The 23551-nt window shown below is 52.1% G+C and carries 14 protein-coding genes; 3 read left to right on the top strand and 11 right to left on the bottom strand.

The annotated features are described in order from the left end of the window. Positions 1–2: 2 nt before the first annotated feature. The 4 genes from KJW29_RS35965 to KJW29_RS05010 form a co-directional block, all read right to left on the bottom strand. Positions 3–758, bottom strand: coding sequence for a UPF0158 family protein (locus tag KJW29_RS35965; protein WP_246608592.1), 756 nt, complete (start codon positions 756–758; stop codon positions 3–5). Positions 759–832: 74 nt separating this feature from the next. Then, positions 833–1300 (bottom strand): coagulation factor 5/8 type-like protein, encoded by a 468-nt coding sequence (locus KJW29_RS05020; protein ID WP_214628981.1) that lies wholly within the window; start codon positions 1298–1300, stop codon positions 833–835. Positions 1301–2275: 975 nt separating this feature from the next. Then, complete coding sequence (locus KJW29_RS05015; protein ID WP_214628980.1) at positions 2276–3319, bottom strand: glycoside hydrolase family 88/105 protein; 1044 nt, start codon at positions 3317–3319, stop codon at positions 2276–2278. Between the two features lie 44 nt (positions 3320–3363). Further along, entirely contained in the window at positions 3364–5415 is a 2052-nt protein-coding gene (locus KJW29_RS05010; protein ID WP_214628979.1) for a beta-galactosidase, read from the bottom strand. Between the two features lie 119 nt (positions 5416–5534). Between KJW29_RS05010 and KJW29_RS05005 the strand changes: the two genes are divergently transcribed. Together KJW29_RS05005 and KJW29_RS05000 are read left to right on the top strand one after the other, a co-directional pair. Continuing rightward, entirely contained in the window at positions 5535–6374 is an 840-nt protein-coding gene (locus KJW29_RS05005; RefSeq protein WP_214628978.1) for an AraC family transcriptional regulator, read from the top strand. A gap of 221 nt (positions 6375–6595) precedes the next feature. Further along, positions 6596–7219 (top strand): hypothetical protein, encoded by a 624-nt coding sequence (locus tag KJW29_RS05000; protein ID WP_214628977.1) that lies wholly within the window; start codon positions 6596–6598, stop codon positions 7217–7219. 1113 nt (positions 7220–8332) lie between these two features. On the opposite strand, the gene KJW29_RS04995 is transcribed toward KJW29_RS05000, so the two are convergent. Then, a complete protein-coding gene (locus tag KJW29_RS04995) occupies positions 8333–11119 on the bottom strand; it encodes a glycoside hydrolase family 2 protein (RefSeq protein WP_425517488.1) in 2787 nt (928 codons plus the stop codon). Positions 11120–11306: 187 nt separating this feature from the next. On the opposite strand from KJW29_RS04995, the gene KJW29_RS04990 reads away from it, so the two are divergent. Continuing rightward, positions 11307–12245, top strand: a complete 939-nt coding sequence (locus KJW29_RS04990) for an ArsR/SmtB family transcription factor (protein ID WP_214628976.1) — start codon at positions 11307–11309, stop codon at positions 12243–12245. Between the two features lie 135 nt (positions 12246–12380). On the opposite strand, the gene KJW29_RS04985 is transcribed toward KJW29_RS04990, so the two are convergent. The 6 genes from KJW29_RS04985 to KJW29_RS04960 form a co-directional block, all read right to left on the bottom strand. Further along, positions 12381–12782: a ribbon-helix-helix protein, CopG family gene (locus KJW29_RS04985; RefSeq protein WP_214628975.1), complete on the bottom strand. Its 402-nt coding sequence runs from the start codon at positions 12780–12782 to the stop codon at positions 12381–12383. Positions 12783–12937: 155 nt separating this feature from the next. Beyond that, positions 12938–14350: an alpha-galactosidase gene (gene melA, locus KJW29_RS04980; RefSeq protein ID WP_214628974.1), complete on the bottom strand. Its 1413-nt coding sequence runs from the start codon at positions 14348–14350 to the stop codon at positions 12938–12940. Positions 14351–14731: 381 nt separating this feature from the next. Beyond that, positions 14732–15637, bottom strand: coding sequence for an IS3 family transposase (locus KJW29_RS04975; protein WP_281426281.1), 906 nt, complete (start codon positions 15635–15637; stop codon positions 14732–14734). 23 nt (positions 15638–15660) lie between these two features. Continuing rightward, positions 15661–15981: a helix-turn-helix domain-containing protein gene (locus KJW29_RS04970; protein ID WP_214626307.1), complete on the bottom strand. Its 321-nt coding sequence runs from the start codon at positions 15979–15981 to the stop codon at positions 15661–15663. Positions 15982–16438: 457 nt separating this feature from the next. Next, entirely contained in the window at positions 16439–17437 is a 999-nt protein-coding gene (locus KJW29_RS04965) for an S-layer homology domain-containing protein (protein ID WP_214628973.1), read from the bottom strand. A 71-nt stretch (positions 17438–17508) separates the two neighbouring features. After that, positions 17509–23475, bottom strand: coding sequence for a rhamnogalacturonan lyase family protein (locus KJW29_RS04960; protein ID WP_214628972.1), 5967 nt, complete (start codon positions 23473–23475; stop codon positions 17509–17511). Between the last annotated feature and the right edge of the window lie 76 nt (positions 23476–23551).

The raw sequence follows: 23551 nt of genomic DNA, 5'->3' as shown, positions 1-23551 counted from the left end.
CTTCATTCCTTTATTTCAAGATCCATCACTTTACACCATTCAATAACTAATTTCCTTATCTTTTTTTCTTTGAATTCATACCATTGTTTTTCTATGTCATGTTCGCTGATTCCGTCTTTAAATCTTCTAAATGCCCCTCTTCCTTGAATAGCTCCAAATAAATCTTCTCGAACCTCATCTTCGCTTAATGTTCCGATAAATTCCTCTATTATTTCATACTCATGGTACTCGTTTCTTAATGTGAAAAAGAGGTAAACCTCTTCTTCATCTTCGATAATTTTTATTGCCTGTTCAATGTTCTCTTTTTGCCAATCTGGATATTTTTCAAGTGGCTCTTCATCTTCTGCAGCTCTCATATCTTCTTTAGATAATGTTATAACTTCGCCTGTCTGGGTGTTTATATATGTAACAGTTTCAACCATCTGAAATTCAATCTCATTAATTAGATCCTCAAGTTTCACCGCTAATTTCTTCTTCATTTCACACACCTGCCCATTCATTGAAATCACTTCTATAGACTTGCCATCATCGCCTGCCTTCGGCTGTTGCTGCCGAAGCTTGACCTTTTGCTCATATCGCTCGCGGATATTCGGTATTGCCTCTTGGCGTAACTGTTCGAGCCTCTCAGTTGACAAGCGATCGAGTTCAACTTTCTGCTCCGGGCTAACCTTGTAAACTTTCGTCGTTATGATCTCGCCAGTTTCATAAACCGTTTTCGATTTTTCAAGAGCCTGTTTCTCATTGTCACTGTTCGACAAGTTCCCTGCCTCCCTTTGTTATGGGTAAATTTGTTTCGGCTATGAGCTCATAGTTTTCCACCTGATAGGTGTACTTATATGCCGAAATGAACAATCAATTGGTTATTGTCTAAAGCTTTGACTGCTGAATCAATTAAGGATTTTATTTCAATCTGCAAAGTTTCTCGCTTCAACCAATTTTTCGATTGTTCCCAGTGTCCATTTTCATTCTCTTTTTCTTTCCAAACGGTATCTCCTCTTAAACTGAATGTGTCAGGTGCCTCTTCGATTAGTTTAAGCCATTTATCTAATATCCTTATAAGCTTCTCTGCTCCGGGCTTGTTAATAACGGTTAATCCATAGTAATTTAACCCTTTGTGGTTTTCTTTTGTTTCGGGGTTATATGAAGGCAACCAATTCAAAAAGTCCGATAAGTATTGAATAATCTCATCTGACACTACAGACTTCTCGGCCCATGTATAACGATTAGCTCGGTACCATTCATATCTGTCATTCATATCAAAAACGCCGCTAAGAAGGAAAAACTCGTGTGTCAAACTCATACAAATCACCTGGGTTAGCCCGTGTTAATTTACTGGTCTTACAGAAATTATATTACCACACATTTCAACTACCCTGCTCGTTAGCTTAATTCTTGCATCCAGTCTACCACCGATCGATTGTTTCATTTCCCGAAACTTTCATTCGATCTTGAACCGATATTCGTTCAAACGTTGCTTTTCTGGTTTCTGATAAAGTGAATGCGCTTTTATGTTGGAGAAACTTTTGGAGGTACGTTTGGACCTAGTTACGGTCATTGAATATCCCCCGATTCGGACCATATCGATCATCTGTTGCATGTATTGCAGGCAATTTGATTCGGTCTGCGACGGGTGAAGGCGTTTGATTGAGCTGCTGCTCCGGTTGCAACCAAGATTGTCATTAACGAGCATCGAGATCGAATCGAAGAAGCTAAGAAACCGGGCGAATTGAAGAAATAGGGGCTGTCTCAAGGGAGATTGCACAGCTTAACGCAGCTTAATTGCAGGTAACCCTGCCTAAAAAGACAGCTAAAACTCCCCATAGACGTTTTTAACGTCTATGGCGCTCGAAAGGCAGACAAAATCTCCTCATGGACGTTTTTAACGTCTATGGCCTTCAAAAGGGCAACAATATCTCCTCATAGACGTTTTTAACGTCTATGGCGCTCGAAAGGGCAGCAAAAACTCCCCATAGACGTTTTTAACGTCTATGCCACCCGAAAGAGCAACAAAATCATCTCATAGACGTATTTTACGTCTATGGCCCTCAAAAGGGCAACAAAATCTCCTCATAGACGTTCTTAACGTCTATGGCGCTCGGAAAGGCAACAAAAACTCCCCATAGACGTTTTTAACGTCTATGATTAACGACAATGGCGGCGCAGGGATAATCTCCCGCACCGCCATTTCTAGTTTCACACAAATTATCCATCAAGCGTCCCCGCTTCAAGCAACAGAGTTACAGTCGATCAAATCTTCTTCCGTAACAATCGATCGTCAGTTATCCGCTGGCTCCCGCTTAATCTTCTCAATCGCCGAAGCCAGAAACGCGAGAGCGAGGCCTTGCCCCCAGCCCTGGGCCCACTTACGGTCGATGCCGAGGTAGCCGGCAATGTCGTTCATGACGGCAGTGCCGCCGGATACGTTGCGAACGCGGCCGTTGTCAGAGATGTTGTCTAGAACGCCTTCCAGCGCCTTCTGAACGTATTTGCCATGCAGCGTATTGCCCTGCGTAATCATTGCCGCCGCAATTCCCGCCGTAGCCGATACTTCGCCGTAGGCTTCCGGATAGTCTAAAACGGTGCCCCAGAGACCGTCATCCTTCTGCAGCTTCTTGATTGCCGCCAGCTGATCGCGGAGCGCGCTCCAGATATGCATCATCGGAGGATAGAGATAGGCCTCCGGCAATATTTTCGCCGCTCTGGACATCGTGTAGGCCGCCCATGCATTCGCCCGCGCCCAATAGATGCCGGACATATGGTCCTGCTTGATATTGTTGTACCCGTGATACCAGAGGGCGTCGTTCTCGTCTTGCAAGTAGTTGATGTGCCAATAGAACTGGTGCAGCGCGTCGTCTACCAGATGTTTTTTGTCGAACATGATTCCCGCGCGCAGCATAAAGTACGCCGCCATAAACAACGTGTCTGCCCAACATTGCTCTGGAAAATCGTTGTTGGCCGATACGGTGTGCTGTAAGACCCGGTCGCCGAAACGAAGCGCCTTGTTCTCCAGGTAATCCAGCTTGCTGTTAATAAGCTCCAAGTATCGTTCGTCCTTCGTCTGCTCGTATAGCGTGAGCAGCATATGTCCGATCGCGCAAGAATTGACCGTCCAGACGGGAAGACCCGCTTCGATGTATTCGTCCACCCAAGCGATCATCCGGTCCAGATAAGCCTGGTCGCCCGTCACCTCGTAGAGACGGCTGACGCCATAGTAGGCGACGCCGCCCGGCCAATCCCAAGTGAGGTCCATATTAAACGTATACTCCGCAACCTTTGCGGCGATTGGCTTTAATTCGCTTTCTTTGGCGTTAATTCTCATCTCCGTCATCCCCCTCAAATAATAACATTGCCACATGACGTCCGTTATCCTTGAAGCTTTATGATCCAGACATCTCTTCCTCCAAGCTCGGCCGAGCCGCTCAGCTCGCGACCAGACAACAGCTCGACGCCGGAACGATTGCCCAGATTCACTTGAGCCGCATCAGCGTTATGGTTCAGCACAAACAGATAGGACTGCCCTTCTTTGGAACGTACCGTCGTCTCCACCCCATCCGGTACGGATGGGATAAGCGGCGCGATACCGCGGTCTGCGCACAACTGGGTCAACCAATCCTGCAGGAACAAAGCCTCCGGGCTTGTTGCCATATACCAGGCTTCGCCCGCTCCGAACTTGTTGACCGTAAGCGCAGGCATGCCTGCATAGAAGTCATCGCCATAGACAGCCTTCACCTCCGCACCTTCGGAGTGAATGAGGTCGCAGATCATAGCGCATTCGTATTCCTGCTTCAAGCCAGCAGCGCCGTCCGCTGGTATTATCCGGTTGCTCTGACTTGGCAGCAACGCGTCTATCTCTTCGGCCCAGATGCCCATCAGCTTTCTCAATTCGCCCGGGTAACCTCCCGTCTTCACCCGGTCGTTTTCATCGACAATGCCGCTGAAAAAGGTCGTGATTAACGCGCCGCCATTATGCGTATATTGCTCCAGCTTGGCGGCTACGCCTTGCTTCACCATGTACATGACAGGGGCAATGACCAGATCGTATCCGCTCAAATCGGCTTCCACGCTGACAACATCCACTGCGATTCCGGCGCGGTACAACGCATCGTAGAATTTATGCGCTTCATCTACATAACGCAGCGCGATCGTCGGACCGCTGGACATCTCAATTGCCCACCAGTTCTCCCAATCGAACAGAATGGCGACTTTTGCTTCCACGCGGGCATCCAGCAAAGTTTCGCCGAGCTCCCCAAGCTCCGCGCCAAGCTGCGCGCATTCGCGGAATACGCGTGTATGCTCATGGCCGACATGTTCGATGACGGCACCGTGATACTTCTCGCAGGCGCCGATGGAACGGCGAAGCTGGAAGAACAAAATCGTATCCGCGCCTCTCGCTACCGCTTGATAGCTCCACAGACGCATGACGCCCGGACGCTTGAGCGAGTTGTAAGGCTGCCAGTTCTGCTGGCTTGGCGTCTGCTCCATCAGCATAAACGGCTGGCCGTCCTTAAGACCGCGCATGAGATCATGCATCATGCCCGTGTAGCTGTGCGGCGTATCAAACCTTGGATAGTTGTCCCATGACACCACGTCCATATGCTTCGCCCATTTGTGATAATCGAGCTTTTTGAACGCGCCCATCAGGTTGGTCGTGACGGGGATATCCGGCGTATGTTTCTTGACGGCTTCGTACTCCAGCTTGTAGCAATCCAGCAGGCTGTCGGAATGGAAGCGGATATAATCCAGCGAGATGCCTTGGAAATTCGTTTCCGTCCGTCCGTTCGCCCCTTGCCATTCCTCGCTGCGTCCGCTAGGCAGGACGATATCTTCCCAATCGTGGAAAGTATGGCCCCAGAAGCCTGTATTCCAAGCGCCATTTAATGCTTCAAGCGTGCCGTAGCGCGCCTTCGCCCATTCGCGGAAGGCCGCTTCGCAGTTATCGCAATAACAATTGCCGGCGCCGCCGTATTCGTTGTTTATATGCCAAATCAGAAGTGCGGGATGATCCTTGTAGCGCTCCGCCAGCTTCTCCGCCATGCGAGCCGAATATTTGCGGAAGGTCGGACTGTTCGGGCAAGAGTTATGGCGGCCGCCGAACTTCCGCTTGTTGCCGTTGAAGTCGACTTGCAGCACATCCGGATATTTGCGCGCCATCCACGCGGGATGCGCGGCTGTGCTCGTTGCGAGGCAGACGCCTACTCCATCCGCATGGAGTTTGTCCATCATTTCGTCTAGCCAGCCGAAATCGTAAGTATCTTCATCGGGCTGATTTTTCGCCCAAGCGAATACGTTAAGAGTCGCAACATCTATGCCTGCAAGTTTGAACAGACGCAAGTCCTCGTCCCAAACTTCTTTTTCCCATTGATCGGGATTATAATCGCCGCCATACCAAATTTTCGGTTTTTTCGCGCTGATCATCTTGTCACTCCTCGAAATATATGATAAAACCGCAGTATACATCTCCATTGTAAAACTTTCATATTTATGATCCCATATAAAAAAATCGAATATTCATATAAGAATATGGAGGTTTGATCATGAAACGACGCATCGTTCCCGCATCTCCGGCGGAATTGCTGCCTCTGCAGATTGAATCCATTGGAGCTAGCCCCGAGCAAGAGGCCATTGACAGGCCGAACGGCTATCCCTATTTCCACTGGCTGCTGACGATTGAGGGAGAAGGAGAGCTTTCGGTGAACGGTCACACGTGGAAAATGACGCGGCGCACCGGCGTGCTGATGACTCCCGGAACGCCACATCGGTACGAAGCGAAAAACGGGGCCTGGCATTCGAGCTTCGTCACCTTTCATGGAAGCATGGCGGCAAGCTTCATTCAATCGTTCGGATGGAGCAGCGCGGAACGTTTTCAATGGGATGACGGCGACGACCGGATCTCGCAGTTTTTGGCGGATATGCTGGCCCTAGCCGAAACAGGGGGCGATCCCTCCGGCTTGCAGCTGTCTTCGGATTTGTACCGATTTCTCACGCTGCTCAAGACGGATGCGCGTACCGATAACCGTCCATCCATCACAAAGCGGCTGGAGCGAATCCAGCTGCTGCTGGACTGGCTCGAGACGGAATTCCCGGATCCCGGCATCGGATTGACGGAGATGGCAGCCATGCTGGATATCGGCGAGCGGCAGCTGAACGAGAAGTTCCGGGAGCTGTTCGGCCAGACGGCGTATGCTTATCTGATTCAATTGCGGATTCGTAAAGCGAAGGAATGGCTGCCCTCCCGAACGGACTGGACCATTCGCAGAATCGGGGAAGCTGTCGGCTTCCGAGACGCAAGCCACTTCGTGGCGACGTTTCGCAGGAAGGAAGGCATGACGCCGGAAACTTACCGCAGGCTGTATGGCACTTGGCCGGTGACGTGAGCAAAGCAGACTCTAATTGGCTCGTGACGTGAGCAATGTAGGCTCAGCGAAATTTGAACGGTGACGTGAGTAAGATTAGTCTCCAACGCTGCTTTAAAGCAGCCAACGAAGCTGCCCCCTTTGTTGGCCAGAAATAAAATCCGCCACCGCAACATTACCGGCTTCCACACGTTATTAGTATTGCGGGTGGAATTTTTTTCTATAGGAGGGAGACTGCTTCATTGATCAGACCTATTTATTCGCTCATGGCTGCAATCATCGTCCTTGTGAGTGTCACAGCCTGTACGGTACAAGATAACGTTCAAGAACAGGCCGTTGAAATGACTGATAATAGTGGGAATGAGAAAGACATCGTCAAGTCTGAGGTTGCAAAAGGGATTAATGACATGCCGAGTCAGGATTTAAATCGCGATAACATTCTAGGACAAACGGGCGTGTTAAAGGAAACTAACGAAAGTTCGCCAAAAGGGGCCCATTTTACCTATTTGTATACAGACGAAGCAGGTGACGAAGAAATACTACTTGAGCTATACGCAAGAAATATCGATGAAATTGATTTGGATGAGGATGGCATAACAGAGCTAGTCGCTCTTATGCCGGGGCCGCTCATGTCTGCAAGAATATACGATCTTGTAGATGGAAAGATATCGTATATTGATGTTAATGAGGTACTGGGGAGCAATTGGTCATCCAGCTTAAACGGCGTGGGTAATGTCAAACGCGAATATCTTAAAGATTTACAAGCCGGTTTCGAAAATGAGGATGGAAGCTCAAGAATAGAGGTTTATTCATTCAAAGATTTGCAGCCTATTTATATCGCCCCTCTCTCCGATGTAAAAATGTAACGGTTGAACAATCTTACAGACGTCAGGATGCTGTCGATTAACAGTGCATAGGTGAAACTGCTGGCAAATGTCCGTTAAGAAATGAACTGGAGATACTTCTACTTAAAGGAAATAAAAGGCGTTATTTCAGCAAAAAGCACCGTTTCGCGATTCTAATGGAACTGACGGCCCTTATGATGGGCCAAAGTCCGCGTTTTGCCTAGATTTCTCACGAATAAAGTCGTAGGGTTCCGTTAGATTTTAAAATCACGCCAAACAATCAAAATAAGAGCTCTCACTTCCGTTTGCAGGCTGGCGATGTTCAATTGTAGCTCCATCTCCAGCTTTGCACACATTGGATCGACAGTCTCATCAGCGAAGCTATTTTAGTGGAAATCATGCAGTATAGTGTTTCGCAGATGTCGGTACAGTCATGTATGTCCGCACCGAAAAACATTCCTTATCGCCCACCTACCTGCATGCATGACCACTTTTTCAGTCGTGTCCCTCCAACAAACATTGCATCGCATGTTTGGATCCTTATCTCCATTACTCAGAAGATTCGTTCAAGAGCTAACTATCGGGCTCCTCCTCTGATGAATATCCCCCATACTCAGAAGATTCGTTCTAGAGCTAACTATCGGCGATCCACCTTTAATCAATATCCCCTCTATTCAGGATAAGTTAGTACGCAATCTATTCTGAATAGAGGGGATACCGTTCAGAGGGAAGTGCAAACCATCAATTTAAATCGGGTACCAGCACAGTTAGAAGAATTTCCTGAGTAGATGGGATATCGTTCTAAGGGAAATGCGGACGTTCGCTTTAATTCGGGCACCTGCAAAGTTAGGGGACTTTCCCTGAGTAGGTGGGATACCGTTCAAAGGAAAGCCAGGATGACTACTTCAACTCGGGTATCAGCAACGTTTGAGAGTTTCCCTGAATAAAGGGGATACCGTTTCAAGGGAATTGAGGACGACTGCTTCAACTCGAGTACCAGCATGGCTAAGGGATTTACCTGAGTAGAGGGGATACCGTTCAGAGGGATGCATTTGGCCGGCAAATACGCTCGGCCTAAACAAAAACAAAACTGCCCAAGAGGCATAATAATAGCCTCGGGGCAGTCCTGCTGCGTTAACGATAAGTAACCAGTATATCGATTGGATAACGACCGGCATTCCTGCCGTACAGCGCAAGCCCGCCTTCCTTCGCCTCCAGCTCCAAAGTAAAGCTGCGGCTCCGGTTCAGCTTTGCGGCCAGGGCACTCGGCACTTCTATTTTACACAAATAACCATAAGACCCTGCTTCGTCCAGCTTGTTCGATTCCGACTGATAATGCCACGATAATACGCCTCTGCTGTCCGCAGGATCGTCAGGCAAGTAGATGCTGTCTACTTTCACTCCGTCTATGATAACGTTGACCGTTGAGTCGTGCCTTACCGCATCCGTCATGTAATACGTATTGGGGTTGCGCTCCGTATTGGGGTTGCGCTCCGTATTGGCATCCGCACCAAGCATAAAGGACAGGTCGGGGCGTTTGTACTCACCGCCTTCGATATTCCGTGCCAACAATCGCTTTGCACTGGCTTCGAACAGGATCTCCATGTGGCCGATGACGGACTGCTCGTTATGGTCGGGCAACTGAACGTTATAGACGAAACGTCCTGTCGGACCGCCATTTGCCTTCTGTCCTTGAATCGCGTTCCATTGATAAGCCCAGTCATGCTCTGTAAATGCAGGAACCGGTACGTTTACAATCCCGCCATCCAAGCCGTGCGTTTGCCCGTCAGCGCTGCCGCTTCGAACGTCGAACGTCGTAAAGTTGCGCATAACAGTCTCACCGCTCGCGGTTTGAAGCCGGAAGGCAAGCACCGCAACCGCATCCTGCTTAGGAAGCGTGAGCTGCAACGATTGCAGTGGAGACACGCCGTAGCCGTTCCATTCCAGCAACATTTTTCCTTGATCCGCAACGACTCTGGTTCCCAATTGGTCGTACCAGAGCTCCCAATTCAACTGCAGCTCCTGTCCGAAATACCGATCGGAGTAACTGGAGCGAAGCAAAGGAACTGCGACGGTTGCTCCGGCATTGACGGTTTGGCAAGGCGGCGCATCGATGACGATGAAATCCGGGGCATGCAGGTCGGCGATCGTCATGCCGGGCACGAACCATTCGTAGCCGAATTTTTTGTCCGTTCCGTCCAGCCGGTAGTAGCCGTTGAATTCGTTGGTTACATCCCGGAATTCCGTAAATACGAAGCCGCAAAGTTTGTCATGCCTGCGGAATTCATTCATCATATATCGATAATGCCAAGCCAGGTCGCTGTCACCCGCTCCTCCTTCGATCCCCCACACATTACCGCATTCGCTGTTCATTAATGGTGCGTCGGTCTGCACATTGCCGCCAATATAATTGAATGGGGAACCGGGGAATGTCTTGTCCACAACGTCCTGAAGATGTTCTCGCAATTCCTTGTAACCATTAATATAGAAGTGCCAAGTATTAATATCCGACTCCACATGGTCAAAGAGCGTCGCCGAATTGTCCTCGATAATGCGGGTTGGGTCAAGCTTTTTCGCCCAATGGTAGATTTCCCGAACCCAGTCCTGCGTCTCCGGCAGGTAGTTGCTTGGATGCAACTGATCGCTGGACAGACCGACTTGATCGCTATTGGTCTTGAGCCCCCATGTTTCGTTAAACATAACCCAGGAGAAGATCGATGGGTGATTGTAATCCCGCTCGATGACCTCCCTTGCTTCGCTTAAATAGGACGCGCGAGCACTCTCATCCGGATTCCCCCAGAAGCAAGGCATATCCTCCATCACTAGAATACCGAGCTTGTCGGCCCAGTACAGCTTGCGCGGCTCCTCCGGCTTAATATGAATGCGTACGAAATTAAGACCGAGACGCTTCATCATATAAATCTCGTTCTCCATCTCTTCGTCGGTGGGATACGTAAAATAACCCGTCGGGTGGTATGATTGATCCAAAGTCCCGTTTAAATAGATGGGCTTGCCGTTGAGCGTGATCCAGCGATATTGCCGCTCGCCGACAAGCGCCGTACCGATCTCCCGAATGCCGAAGTACGTGCTTACGATATCACGACCGCCAGAACCAGCCTCCAACACAATCTCGCCCTCGTACAGATTCGGTTCTTCCGGCGACCACAATCTTGGCTGATCGACGTTGAAGGATGTCACAATCTCGTTTACGCCTTCGACCAATTGCAAGGGGATGACATGTCGGACTTCGCCTTCGGCAAATGAAAAAGATAACGTCGCAGGACCGTCTTGCCGCGCCTGAATAGTTGCCGACACATCGATGGTTCCGTCAATCCCCGTTGCGAACCTGGCGTGATGAATAAAGTCCGACGGACGGGCCTCCAGCCAGACCGGCTGCCAGATTCCTCGAATTTCTCCGTAGCCCTGCTTCCCCCGCGCTTGATAATCGCGGTCGTTATCCTCCGCCCTTACGACGATTCGGTTTGCCGCATCCCGCTTCCAGACATCCGTTACATCGAATTCGAAGGTGCCGTATCCTCCTTCGTGCGAGCCGACCAACGACTCGTTGACCCATACATCGCAGGAATAATCCACCGCGCCGAAACGAAGAAACACACGGTCGTTGGCATGGGCCGGCGACCAGCTTACGTCTCGGCAATACCAGCCAATTCCCTTCTCCTCGCTGCCAATGCCGGAGAGCGGACTTGCCCAGGAGAAAGGTACCGTGATCGTCGATGCATAGGGAACGGCAGCCCAGCCATACCATTGCTCGGTCTTGCCGGCATTTTCCCGATCGAATTGAAACTGCCAGGCTCCGTTCAAATTCAACCAGTCTTGGCGCTGCCAGTCGGGACGGGGATACTCCGGACGAGGCATAGCTGCATTTTTCGTAGTTGCTAGTGACGTAGACAAACGGCACACAACCTTTCATTGGTTTATTGGAGGCGCTCTCGTCAATCCTATAAGCATCAATATAGCACAATCGCAATATACATTGCAATAACATAATACTTGCAAACATCATGTGCAATCGTTTATTATCCTTGTACAATCTTTTAGAAGAGCCGAGATCACATGAGCTAAACGGTTGTCGGGAGGGGAGATCGATATGGTAGATATAAGGCAGGAGGTTTTGCGGTTTCCCGCCTCGAGGATTACGGATGTTGCGAAAGCATTATCCGGAGATTTGCGCGTTCGCATTCTCGAAGCCATAGGATCCGATCAGATGAGCGTGACGCAACTGGCCCAAACTTTAGGCGTCGCTCAGCCGACCGTATCCATTAATATTCAAATTCTGGAGCAAGCCGGGCTGATCGTTACCTCGCAAGGCTCCAACCGCGAAAAGTTATGCTCCGTCTCCGGCCGCTCGATTCTGCTTGAGCTTCCCGAGAAGCCTGGCGACGGTTTGCACAAGGCCGAAGAAATCCATATGCCGATCGGCATGTATTCCAGTTGCTCCGTGCAACCGACTTGCGGAATGGCCAATAAGGAAGGCACCCTTATCGGCTCGACGGATGATCCGCGCGTGTTTTACATGCCCGATCGGATAGAGGCTGCTTTGCTATGGTTTTCGGGAACCGGATTTGTCGAATACTACTTCCCCAATCCCATGCCTCCTGGCGTGGCGATTGACGAATTGAAGCTTAGCGCGGAGCTTTGCTCGGAAGCGCCGTCTTTCGCAATGGACTGCCGTTCCGATATCACCTTGTTGATTAACGGCAAAACAGTAGGAACATGGATTAGCCCCAGCGACTTCGGCGATCGCAAAGGCAAATTAACCACTGATCGGTGGAGAAGCGGAACGGAGTACGGCCGATTGACAGAATGGAGCGTGACCGGGAACGGCGGATTTGTTAATGGCGAAAGGCTGTCGGATACGATGCTGGCTACGCTTGGCCTGCAATACAACGAGCCCATTATCGTAAGGCTCGAGGTCAGCGACAGCGCGGTGAACCAGCGCGGGATGAACCTGTTCGGCTCCACGTTCGGCGATCATCCCCAGGATATCGTGCTTTCGTTCGTCCGATATACAGCTCCGGCAGAATAAAGCCTGGGCACAGTTCTATTAAGAGGGTTGCTTCCATGCAAAAAAGTCGCCAATTGGGCGACTTTTTTTATGACCTGCTGGCTATTGGCAGATGGTTGGCAGGATTCGCAGACAAAACAGACGTTTGAGGTCTTCTCAATCCTTCGGCTTGTCTCCAATCAACCCAAGCAAAAACATTTGAGAGTAGGCGTAACCCTTGTACGTACGGGACACGCACGCCGGTATCGTTAGATCATGTTCGATGTAGACAGCTAGAATCCGCTGCGTAAATTCCTTTTGATCCGTTAAGGAAAGCTCCTGCAATTGTTTGGCGAACTCTTTGTCGACGTACTCTCTCCCGCCCAGCGATTGCTGCAACCCATAACCCGCTCTATATAGATCAGCCGCAAGCTCCTCGTCCGTCCGACGATGTTCGGCAATATAGTTCGAGATCCAGTCGCGTACAAGAGACGAAGTATCCTTATTGTTTTCCTTCGCGATTTGTTGAAACGTTTCTTTGAGATCCTTTGTTATGCGAATTTGCAGATTTGTATCCATGGTGCGTTCCCTCCTTTGTTTGTTATGTTTATTGTAATAGCTAAGTAATTACATTGTCAATACAACGTAATTACAAAAGAGCCAATCCTGAGGTCCAGAATTGGCTCTTATTTTTGAATGGTATAATTCCTTGCTCTGTTTCGGCATTGTGCCGGTTACTTCGCCAGCTCTCCGAATCGCGAGAAAATCGCCAGCGCGGGGTCGATGGGCACCTCCGCCCTTTCGACATTCTCCGGAATAGGAATCGTCGGAGTCGGGCGAGGGCGCCTGTTCCCGAATTGAGGCAGCCATTCGCTCTCCGCGTCCAGCATCTCCGTCACCATCTCGCGGATTTCCTTTAGCGTGAGCACGGAAGACGTAAGCGGATCCATCGCGATAGCCTGCACGACCGTCTCGGGATCTCCGCTCTTCGCTGCTAACACGGTTAGCCGCTGTACATTAATGTTCGTCATGTTAAGCGCCGCGCATTGCGGAGGCAGCTCGCCGACGATCGTGCGGTGGATGCCGGTCCGGTCGGCGAAGACCGGACCTTCTGCGCAGCAATCCTCCGGCAGGTTTGCGATCATGCCATTGTTGCGAAGGTTGCCGCTGAACTTGAACGGCTTGCCTGTCTCTAGCGCTTCGATAATATAAGCGCAATATTCGATGCTTCTTGGCGGAAGATCCGTCGACTCTTCCGCGAGCGTATCCGTCCGCTGGAATTTATCAGCCACGTAAGCGCTCCACTTATAAGCCGCGCCGGACTCGCCTCCAAACGCCGGCTCATCGCAATACAGTTCCAGCGCCTTCGCGCTATGGCGGAACCAAGGCACGTACTCCGACAAGTGACCCGTGGATTCCGTCATAAAGTAGCCGAAGTGACGAAACACCTCGCCGCGTACTTTCTCGTTGACGTAATACTCCGGCAGCTCGAACTTCTCTCGCAACAAGGGGTATAGATCTTTTCCCCTATGCTCGATTTTCAAGAACCAGCCCATATGATTGATGCCGCCTGTGGTGAAGTCGATCTCTTCCTTCGGAACGCCCGTATAACCCGCGATCAGGTCAAGCGTCGTCTGCACGCCGTGGCACAAGCCGACGTATTGGATATTTGTCTCTCCGAGCGCCCAACAGATCATCGCCATGGGATTGACGTAATTGAGGAGAATCGCTTTCGGACATAGCTCCTCCATGTCCTTTGCCACGTCCAGCATGACGGGTATGCTGCGCAGCGCGCGGAATACGCCGCCAGGGCCGAGCGTATCGCCTATACATTGATCGACGCCGTATTTCAGCGGGATTTTATAATCGAGCTCGAACGCTCCGAGGCCCCCGATCTGAAAGGAGCAGATCACGTAATTGGCGCCAGCCAACGCTTCCCTGCGGTCGGTCGTGATCGTTATCTTCGAATGAAGTCCGTTATCCGCGACGACGCGATCGAGATAATTTTTCACGCGAGAAGTATTAGTCGATGATGGAGCCATTAACACGAATTCCGTTTCCTCCAGCCCATCCGTTGCCATGATATCCATGATTAGCGTTTTGCAGAAAACGACGCTTCCCGCCCCGATAATTGCAACTCTTCTCATCTTCCTATCTGCCTCCTTTGTAAATGTCTTGGATCAGTATAGCATGCCTATGATAGAGTTGGGATGCAATTACTTCTTCCTGCATATTCGGTTAAGCTCCGCGTTTAGGATATTTGGAGAAGAGTGTTGGTAGCTACGTTATCTAAACAAATTTATTAGGTTCGCCATCTCCCGTGGAGAAACCTGTTGACGGGCTTGCTCGTGTCATGGGCCGAAAACGGCTCTCTTTCTCTTTCTGCACATTTGTGCATTTCTCCCCAATTTCTTAATCAAATGGGCCCACTGCACAGCGATTTGTACGAAAACGGCTAGGCCCCCTAATTCCGGAGTCTTGTCCACCAAAAATGCTGTTTTCGTAGAGTCTCTCTCTTTTTCATGTCTTTACATTGCTTTATGGAATGCAGAAGTATCCTCTAACGTCTGCACCCACTCTGAAAAAACGGCAGGAGGCATCCTCTTTAAGCTACCATGCATCCTGCGGTTATTATAGAAGTCCATGTAAGTATCGAGTGCTTCATAAGCTTCATGAAAGGTCGTAAATTCTCTTTGCCTCAACAAATTGCGCTCCAGAATGCTATGGAATGACTCGATGTAGGCATTCATATCTGGTGTGCGAGGTGGAATTCGCTCATGCTCAACCTCGAGGCACTCACACATGTCCCCGAATAGCTGGCTGACGAATTGCGGACCATTGTCGGTACGAATAACAGGCATGGCCTCTCCTAGTCTTACACGATCCTGTAAGGCATAACAAAGGGTCTGAACGGCATGCTTGGACTCGCACACGGGTCCTCGGTATTGTTTGACGACGACACGATCAAACACATCGATGATGCTGAGAATGAAAAAGAAACGGTTTAGCTTTGTAACGTAACCATACTTAATATCCATTTGCCACAGCTGGTTAACGCCCGTCACGACGCGGTTTTTGGGTAGCCTCCGTGGATGCGTATGTACACGCTGGCGCGGCTTTTGAAGGATACCTAGCTCGGTACACAGGCGGTATGACTTCTTCTTGTCCAGTCTCACGTTGTGCTGATCACGGATGCATTGTGCTAAAAGCTTGTAGCCATAGACAGTCTCTTCGCCCTCAATGAGTTCGAGGAGCCATTCCTTGATTTGCTCGTCGCTTACAGACTCGCCGTCAAACGTATAGGAGTAACCAGGTACAGGACGGCCTGGTCGGCCTGCCGCGGGGCTCGTAGATGGAGTGGTTACTCTTCTCTTTCGGTCGTAATAAGTAGATTCTGAAATGCCCAGAATACGCAGAACTGTGGCCACTGGCACTCCCCGCTTAATAAATGGCTCTGCTACTTCAATTTTTTCAGATAAGCGGGGTCTCTCTTTTTTAGCAACTCACGCAGCATTTCGATTTCGAGCTCTTTTTCGCCAATCATTTTGACGGCTTTCTCAAACTGCTGTTCAACATCCTGCAATCTCTGTAATTCTTGCAAATGTTCATCGGCAACGGGAATCTCCTCGACGGGTATGGTATCCCGAAGATCCCGTATCCAGTTTCGTATCGTTTCAGGATGTAGGTCGTACATACGCGCTAAAACCCCGACCTTAACACCAGCCATCGCTTCTTTAACTACTTTAATCTGTGCGTCCCTGTTCATTCTTTTCCCCACACCGAATCACTCCCTTATCTCAATATTAAATTATTGGGTGGGAGGACTCCAGTTTAATTAGGGGGCCTAGGAGAAAATACACAAATTCTCGCTTCACATCGTCATTCGTGACCTCTCTGAGCCAAAATTTATGTATATATGTACAAATGTACGATTGAATGGCTATTACCTCATCTTAATTGTGTATTTTCGCCCAATTGTTGTACAGTTTGTAAAAAGCGTCGCACACCAGCACCTGCACCAGCATTAGCATCAACATCAACAACGCATCAGCCCTCACTCCAGCACCACCATTCGCCTCCATTTCGCGCCCAGCAGGTAGCCGTTGGATTGGCGTAAACTGCGCAAAACAAATCTGCTCTGGGAGCGCCGTAAACAAGCCGTCGCAATTAGGACGCTAAAAAAAGAGGCTGCGCCTAAGCACAGCCTCTTCCACGTGATTGTAGCGGAATCCTCTCTAGTTAAAAATAGCAAGAATCAAATGCGCCGATTCGGAGCGGGTCGCATTTTTGAGCGGCGCGAACCGATTGTCGCCAACGCCCTTGATCCATCCGCGTTCTGCCGCAACGGCGATGTAAGGTTGTGCCCAGACAGGAGCATCGCCTGTATCGGTAAAGTTCGGACGCGCATCTTCCTCGGGCACGATGCCCTGGGATCTGACGATGATAGCCGCCATTTCGGCGCGCGAGATAAGCTTGCCGGCCCCGAAAGTGCCATCCCCATAGCCTTGGATCATTCCCGCTTCTACAGCAGCGGATATATATCCCCGCGCCCATACCGGAATTCCGTCTATATCCGCAAAAGTGAGCTCCGGCACATCCGGAATGTCGAGTTCCAAGGCTCGCGCAAGCATCGTAACGAACTCCGCGCGCGTTACTTGTTTCTGCGGGCGGAACGTACCGTCGCTGTAACCGGCTACCCAGCCCAGCTCGGTTGCTTGCAGAATGGACTTCTCCGCCCAGTGTCCGGCAATGTCCTTGAACTGCGCCCAAGCCGAGACCAGCCTTACCTTTGCTTCCAGCTCGGCCATCTCCAGCCCGGAATCAACAAGCTTAATGTCATGCAGAGTAAAGCTCGCTCCTCCTCCAGCGATCCGCTCGAACGTGAAGGTAGCCAGCGCAGCCTCGCCCTCTGTTCCTTTTACCTTGCCCACCTTGGAATGCGCGAACAGAATGTTCCCGCCCTTGACGATGGGTTCTACTGTAAAGCCGGTTATCGGACTTGAAGCCCCGACGAAACGCACCAGCTTGGGGTCGTATTCGAGACTGAACTGGTAGGCGTACAGGTCCTTCAGTCTGCTTCCCGTTACTTCAACCGTCACCTTGGACTCCCGGCTGCTTGCCTTCATGCTTATGACGGGATCGTCAGCCGCTCCCACCAACCCGGGAGACCAAAACGACAACAACATTAGCGCAGTTAAGAGGATAATCCCCGTTTTCGCCCATTTGTGCTTCATCGCTGTCTCTTCCTTCCCATGTAGGAAGAGGAAGGGGCCTGCATCCCCTTCCCCACTTTCCTTTACATAAATTACTCTTTCGCACTCCAGCCCGACAGAATCATCTGCGCAACGGCCGCCAGTACGCGAATGTTGATCTTGCCTTCGCCCAGCAGATCCGCTTTCTCGATCTCGTTCCAGTTGTCGTCTTCGGAGGTCACTCCGAAGTACTTGGCGATCATGGACAGATCGCGAATCGTAATTTGAGTCTGACCGTCCACCAGGCTGATAAACTTCGCTTGGAACTGCTGCACCGCGCCGTTAAGGGCGCCAGTTGCCGCATCGACTTGACCTTGCGTCGCCCACGCATTGCCGCGAACCGCAGAGGCCGCATCGATGGCTCCTTGAAGCAACGTTTTCGCGCCAACTTCGTATTGCCCGATTTTTGTGCCTTCCACCGCTTTCGAGAGATGATTCTGCGCAGCCGCGATTGCTGCGATCAAAACCGACTTGTCAGAATCGATCGGAGGCTCCTGCCCGATGCTAAACGAGTGGTATGCCTCGGCGATATCGGCTACTCCGGCCGAGCCATTGCGGGACACCTCGAACTTCGTCACAGAGGTGCTGACATTGCCGGCCGCGAGGCCTGGCTTTACCTTCCCTCGAAGGTTGAACAACTCTCCGCCTTCCGAGACGGCATGCGATTCTCCGCCGCTCAGCAGAATGACGCGAATCAAACCTTCTTCCGGTCGAACGGCCGTCGCAAGAATATGCACATGCTCCCGGCTTTGCGAGATGGCGCCATCTGCCAGGGCTAGCTCGCCATCTTCTCCTGCGATCGTCTCAAACGACACTTTCCCCGGATCGTATTGGACGATAACGTCCATGGCGGTGAAGCCTGCTTCCACTTCGGATACGCCGATCTTGAAATCAACCGATTGACCGGCATAAGCGCTGGATGGTCCCGTCAGATACGCCTTGGCCCAGACTTCGCCGGGCGGAACCTCGGTATCCTCCAATGTCACGAATGCGGAGAGCGGGATGTTTAGCTCCTTCACCAGCCCTGCCACCAGCTTGGATACGACCATGGCGCCGTTCATTTGCAAATGCGTATTGTCTTCCTTGCCGTCTACCCACAAGAAAATGCCTTTAGTCCCTTCCGGGCCAAGCTCCTGGAAGTGCTCCCAGCTGGCTTGGTTCAGATCAACCAGCAACGTGCCGGTTTCTTGCGCAACCACTTTCATTGCCTGTACGTACTCAGGGAAACTCTTGTTCAGCGTTTCGCCAGTGTAATCGCGCCTGTTTACAGGCGTGACCAATACCGGAATCGCGCCACGTTGCTCCGCGCCTTCGATATAGGTTTTCAGATACTCTTTGAACTGTTCCGGCGTGAGATAACGCTCCGGACGCGAAGGCGTCGAATCGTTATGGGACCACTGCATAAACAGATAATCTCCCTCGCGGATGTCCAGCAGCAGCTCATTGAGATGTCCGCCGACCAGAAACGTCTTGCTGCTTAGCCCGCCGATGGCCCGGTTGTCGATGATTACTTTGCCGGAATCGAAATAACCTCCCAGCGTCTCGCCCCATCCCGCCTGCGGACGGTAGCCTTCCGCGTAATTAGCCACGGTAGAGTCGCTTGCCAGATAGATGACCGGCTTGTCGCCGGTAGAGTTGTCGGGCAGTCGTTCGATCTTCAAGGCGTTGATCTTTGGCGTGTTGCCCGAGAATCCGAAGTTGAATACGCCGTCGATAAGCGCGATGTCATAGACGATTTCCCGATGCTCGCCTGCCGGTATCGTTGCGTCAGGCACTTTGCCCATTTGTTCAACCGTAATTCCTGCATGGGTCGACTCCGCCGAATCGCCCATGGTCATGGTCACTCGGTAGTTGGCAGGCTCCATCTCTACAAGGAAAGAAGTGCCGTTCAAGCGGACGAAATCTTCCGATAACGCATTGCCTGTATTTCGGTTCTCGTTTTGAGTCAGAGCCGTATCGGCAAAACCGTAGCCGTTGCCTTCCACGTAGGCCCACTTGGCGTCGACTTGCGCGTAGCCTTCCGCCGCGGCGCCCGGGCCAAAGTCGAACCGGTAATCGCTCACGGGCAACGCAGGCTGAGTCGTCAGAGATGCCTTGGCCACCGCCAGCATGTTAAAGATATGGTCGACTTGCGCTTGCGTCGCTTCCGCGCCGATAATGGTTTCGGCTGCTGCCAGCGCTTTATTCAAGACCGATATAGAAGCTTCCGTGTAGGCGGACAGATCCAGCGCCTTAACTTCCTCGTGCAGCGCGATTAGCGCGGTCTGATCTCCTGCAGCCGGAGGAAGCTTTATCCCTTCGATCCGGACATTGTCGATCCCAGTCGTCCAGCTTAAAGTGCCGCCGCCGCCTTTCCTCGTTCCCAGGAAACGCATCGCCCTTACGTTGTCCGTATAGGCGGTTCCGGCGCTCATCTCAATATCGCTAATCGTCTGTGTGCTGCCGTTCGCCAGGCTGGTCAGCGTCAGATCGATCGTTTTGTCTGCGAAGTTGATCTTGGCGTTTACGTTCACCCACTGGTTTTTCGCAATGGTCGTGAAGGCGCCGCCCTCCGGAATGGCGGTAGTGCCGGTTCCGTAATCCGCCGGGTACTGGCCGGCGAAATAACCGATCGTCGAGTTCGAACTGCTCGTTGTATACAGAGTGAGAATCATATTCTCATTGGCGTCCTGCAGAGTAAGATGTCCTTCCGAAGGGAAAGCCCCTACGTTGCCAGTGTGCCAGTCAAAATTCACGTCGACAATGTCGCCGCCGACGGCGTCGAACAAGCGGAACACCTTGGAGCGATGTCCCGATCCGGAGCCGACGACGTTAAGCACCTTGTTGCCGTTCTGCTCCACGACGGTGCCCGTCATCGTACCTCCAATGCCGGTAGCGTTAACCATCGCGTATTGAATCGCCCCTGGATCGCCCTCGAAGTCCTCGCTGTAGACCTGGTTTTCGGGTTCGGGCTCCGGCTCGACAACATCCGGATCGATGACAAACGGCGCGAGGCCGCCGAGCTCCTGCTCCTTGACCGCTTTCGCCACCAGCCCCGCTATGACGGTCGCTCCGTAGCCACTAAAATGTGTATTATCGTTTACGCCATTCGGATATTTCGGATATTGACCCGGATAAGCGTAAAGGAACAGCTTCTCCGATGCCGCAAGTCCGATCTGGTTATAACGCGCTATGCTTAACGCGCTAAGATCAATGAGCGGAACTTGTTTCTCCGCCGCCACTTCCTTGGCCGCATTAACGTATTCCGGGAAGCTTACATTAAATTCCTGGGTCATCGTATTAAAGTCTCTGCGTCCTACAGGCGTAAGAAGGACAGGATTCGCTCCGCGCTGCTTGGCGCCATCGATATATCGGCCCAAGTATGTTTTATAATCCGCAGGAGAAGCGTACCGCTCCGGAATGCCGGCGCTGGCATCGTTGTGGCCGAAGGAGATAAAAAAGTAATCCCCCGGCTTGATCGCACGCAATATCGTATCCAATCGACCGTCCACCATAAAGGATTTGCTGCTTCTGCCGCCGATGGAGTGGTTGTCGACTACGACGCCGCTTGCGAAGTAGCGCCCGAATTGCTGCCCCCAGCCCTCTTGCGGAGCCTGCATCGCGCTGTATGACTGCATCGTGGAGTCTCCAGCCATATAGACGGTAGTCGCGGCGCCGGCTGTCTTGGCCGGATACTGGTCAATCGCAATCTCCTGGAGGTCGATCGCCGTTCCGGTAAAGTCGAAGTCCAACTGGCCGTCTACCAGCGCGATGTCATAGGAATAGACCAGCGATTCGCCCGCGGCCACGTTCGTCGCCGCCAGCTTCTGCACGAATTCGGACTTCACGCCGACGTTTCCGGCGCGGTCCGCCGAGCCCAGCTTAAGCGTCACCTTGTAATTCGCGTTCGGCAGGTCGACGATGAACTTGGCGTTCTCCGGCAAGGCCACGTGACCGGCTTCTACCCCGATCCCGCCGCTGCTGGCGAATCCGTATCCCGTGCCCGGAGCATAGGTTGTATTCCCCACGCCGATGGCATCCGGGCTGGTCGAAGCGCCGAAGTCAAAGTGCCGAATGCGCGTAAGCGCCTCGGGGCCTCCTGCGAGCGCGAGCTCCGCCTGCGGGAAGTCCGTCGCGCCGTACCCCAAATAGAAGCTGGTATGCGGAGGCTGGTTGTAGCCTACATTTTGCCAGGCCACGCCCAAGCGGTAGACAGGATCCTGCATCAGCGCGGGGACCCGGTGACCCGTTGGAATCGTCGTCGTGTACAGTCTGTATTCCGTGCTGTCTCCGTTCGGCAGCAGCAGCTCCTCGCGCCAGTCGCCCAGAATATCGGCTTGCAGCGCGGGATTGCCCTTGGTATGGTTGTTCGTGAGCGCGCCGGTCGCCCGGAAGATCTCGTTCAGCTTCTTGTTCTCGTAGTCCCACTTATAGATAACGGGAATGCCCTTGGCTGAGCTGTTGTCCCATACGTGATCGAACAGCTCGCGACCCAGATCGCCGTCCCACCAGATCCCGAAGTTGACGCTTTTCGGCGTTTCGTTCGGCGCGTAGATCGCCTCGCCGGATGCCGAATAGCCGCTTGTCTCCGGCATTACTTGCCCGTCCGTAATGCCGGAGCCCCAAGATTCGTAGCCGGGATAAGTCGGGTCAATGTCCGCAGACATGCCGCGTCCGGTGTCTTTGCCCGTGTACTGGCCCCACAAAATTTCTCCCGTGGCGGCATCCCTCATCTCGATGCCGTAAGGCGAGGAAGTATGCTCATGCACGCTCATAATTTGATAGCCGTCGCGGCCGGGATCCAGCTTGCCGGCATGCATGGCGTCGCCATGGCCAAGCCCCGTGCTGTATAATACCGAACCGTCGTCGTCAATGACCAATGCGCCATATATAATTTCGTCCTTGCCGTCGGAGTCTACATCCAGCACGCTGATGCCATGATTGCCTTGCCCCTCGTACTGGCTGCCCGCTACCTTGGAGTCGAAGGTCCACCGCTTCACCAGCTCGCCGCCGACATAATCATAAGCCGCCAGCACCGTCCGAGTGTAATAGCCGCGAGTCATAACGACGCTGGGCGTCGAGCCGTCCAGGTAGGCGATTGCAGCGAGGAACCGGTCCACGCGGTTGCCGTAGTTGTCGCCCCAATCGCTGACATTGCCTCTCGGCGGGTCGTAATCGACGGTGGAAACGGCTGATCCGCTCTCACCATCGAACAGAGTGAGATATTCGGGACCGGACAAAATATATCCGCCATCATTGCGATAATCCTTGGAGCCGTCGCCGATAATGGTTCCTTGGCCGTCCTTCGTGCCATCCGCCGTTTTTACGACGACTTCCGCTTTGCCGTCCCCATCTAGGTCATAGACCATGAAAGGCGAATAGTGCGCGCCGGCACGGATATTGACGCCAAGGTCGATTCGCCACAGCCTGCTTCCGTCCAGCTTGACGGCGTCCATGTAGACGTTGCCCGTGTAGCCGGAATGGGAATTATCCTTCTGGTTCGTCGGATTCCATAAGTGAACGATTTCGTATTCGCCGTCGCCGTCCAGGTCGCCGACGGAGGCATCGCTGGCGATGTAGGAATAGCTGCCGCCGTCCTTCGTCCGCCCGTCGGCCGGCTTGTCGAGCTGGATCGGCAAATATTCGTTGTGCCATACCGGCACCGTCCCCGCCTGCATCTCTTCTTTGCCGCCGACGACGGTCGAAATTTGATAGCGGGAACTATCCGCGCCCGTGGCGTCCACGTAGTTCGTTACGTCGAGAATCGGGGACGCATTGACCTTGTTGCCGTTCTTGTAGACGTTAAAGGCGATGTCCTCCGGATCCGTAACCAGGTAACGCCAGCTCAGGAAGACGCCGCCGTCGACCAGCACGGCAACTAACCCTCGGCCCAAATAATCGCCCTGACGCGCCGGCGCGCCAGGGGCCGACGAAGCCTGCGCGGGAGCCGGCAGGGAGGTCAGCGAGAAAACCATCATGCAGGACAGCAGCAAGGCTGTCAGCGACCTCGGAAGAGAGGCGCGTTTCATACCCTTTGACATGAACTCAACTCCTTATTGTTTGTCCGTTGCCTGCTTGCTCAATCTGCATCATCGAAAAACCGATACATTATGTATC

The organism is Paenibacillus agaridevorans (assembly GCF_018604145.1).
Taxonomy (GTDB): Bacteria; Bacillota; Bacilli; order Paenibacillales; family Paenibacillaceae; genus Pristimantibacillus; species Pristimantibacillus agaridevorans.
Note: the sequence above shows the minus strand (reverse complement) of the source record. Positions and strands in the feature narration are given on the sequence as shown.

What these genes read in the sequence shown, in the direction of transcription:
- KJW29_RS05010 (WP_214628979.1), bottom strand. Translation starts at nt 5,415, where the DNA reads ATGATCAGCGCGAAAAAACCGAAAATTTGGTATGGCGGCGATTATAAT.
- melA (WP_214628974.1), bottom strand. Translation starts at nt 14,350, where the DNA reads ATGAGAAGAGTTGCAATTATCGGGGCGGGAAGCGTCGTTTTCTGCAAA.
- KJW29_RS04965 (WP_214628973.1), bottom strand. Translation starts at nt 17,437, where the DNA reads ATGAAGCACAAATGGGCGAAAACGGGGATTATCCTCTTAACTGCGCTA.
- KJW29_RS05020 (WP_214628981.1), bottom strand. Translation starts at nt 1,300, where the DNA reads ATGAGTTTGACACACGAGTTTTTCCTTCTTAGCGGCGTTTTTGATATG.
- KJW29_RS04960 (WP_214628972.1), bottom strand. Translation starts at nt 23,475, where the DNA reads ATGTCAAAGGGTATGAAACGCGCCTCTCTTCCGAGGTCGCTGACAGCC.
- KJW29_RS04990 (WP_214628976.1), top strand. Translation starts at nt 11,307, where the DNA reads ATGGTAGATATAAGGCAGGAGGTTTTGCGGTTTCCCGCCTCGAGGATT.
- KJW29_RS05015 (WP_214628980.1), bottom strand. Translation starts at nt 3,319, where the DNA reads ATGAGAATTAACGCCAAAGAAAGCGAATTAAAGCCAATCGCCGCAAAG.
- KJW29_RS04985 (WP_214628975.1), bottom strand. Translation starts at nt 12,782, where the DNA reads ATGGATACAAATCTGCAAATTCGCATAACAAAGGATCTCAAAGAAACG.
- KJW29_RS05005 (WP_214628978.1), top strand. Translation starts at nt 5,535, where the DNA reads ATGAAACGACGCATCGTTCCCGCATCTCCGGCGGAATTGCTGCCTCTG.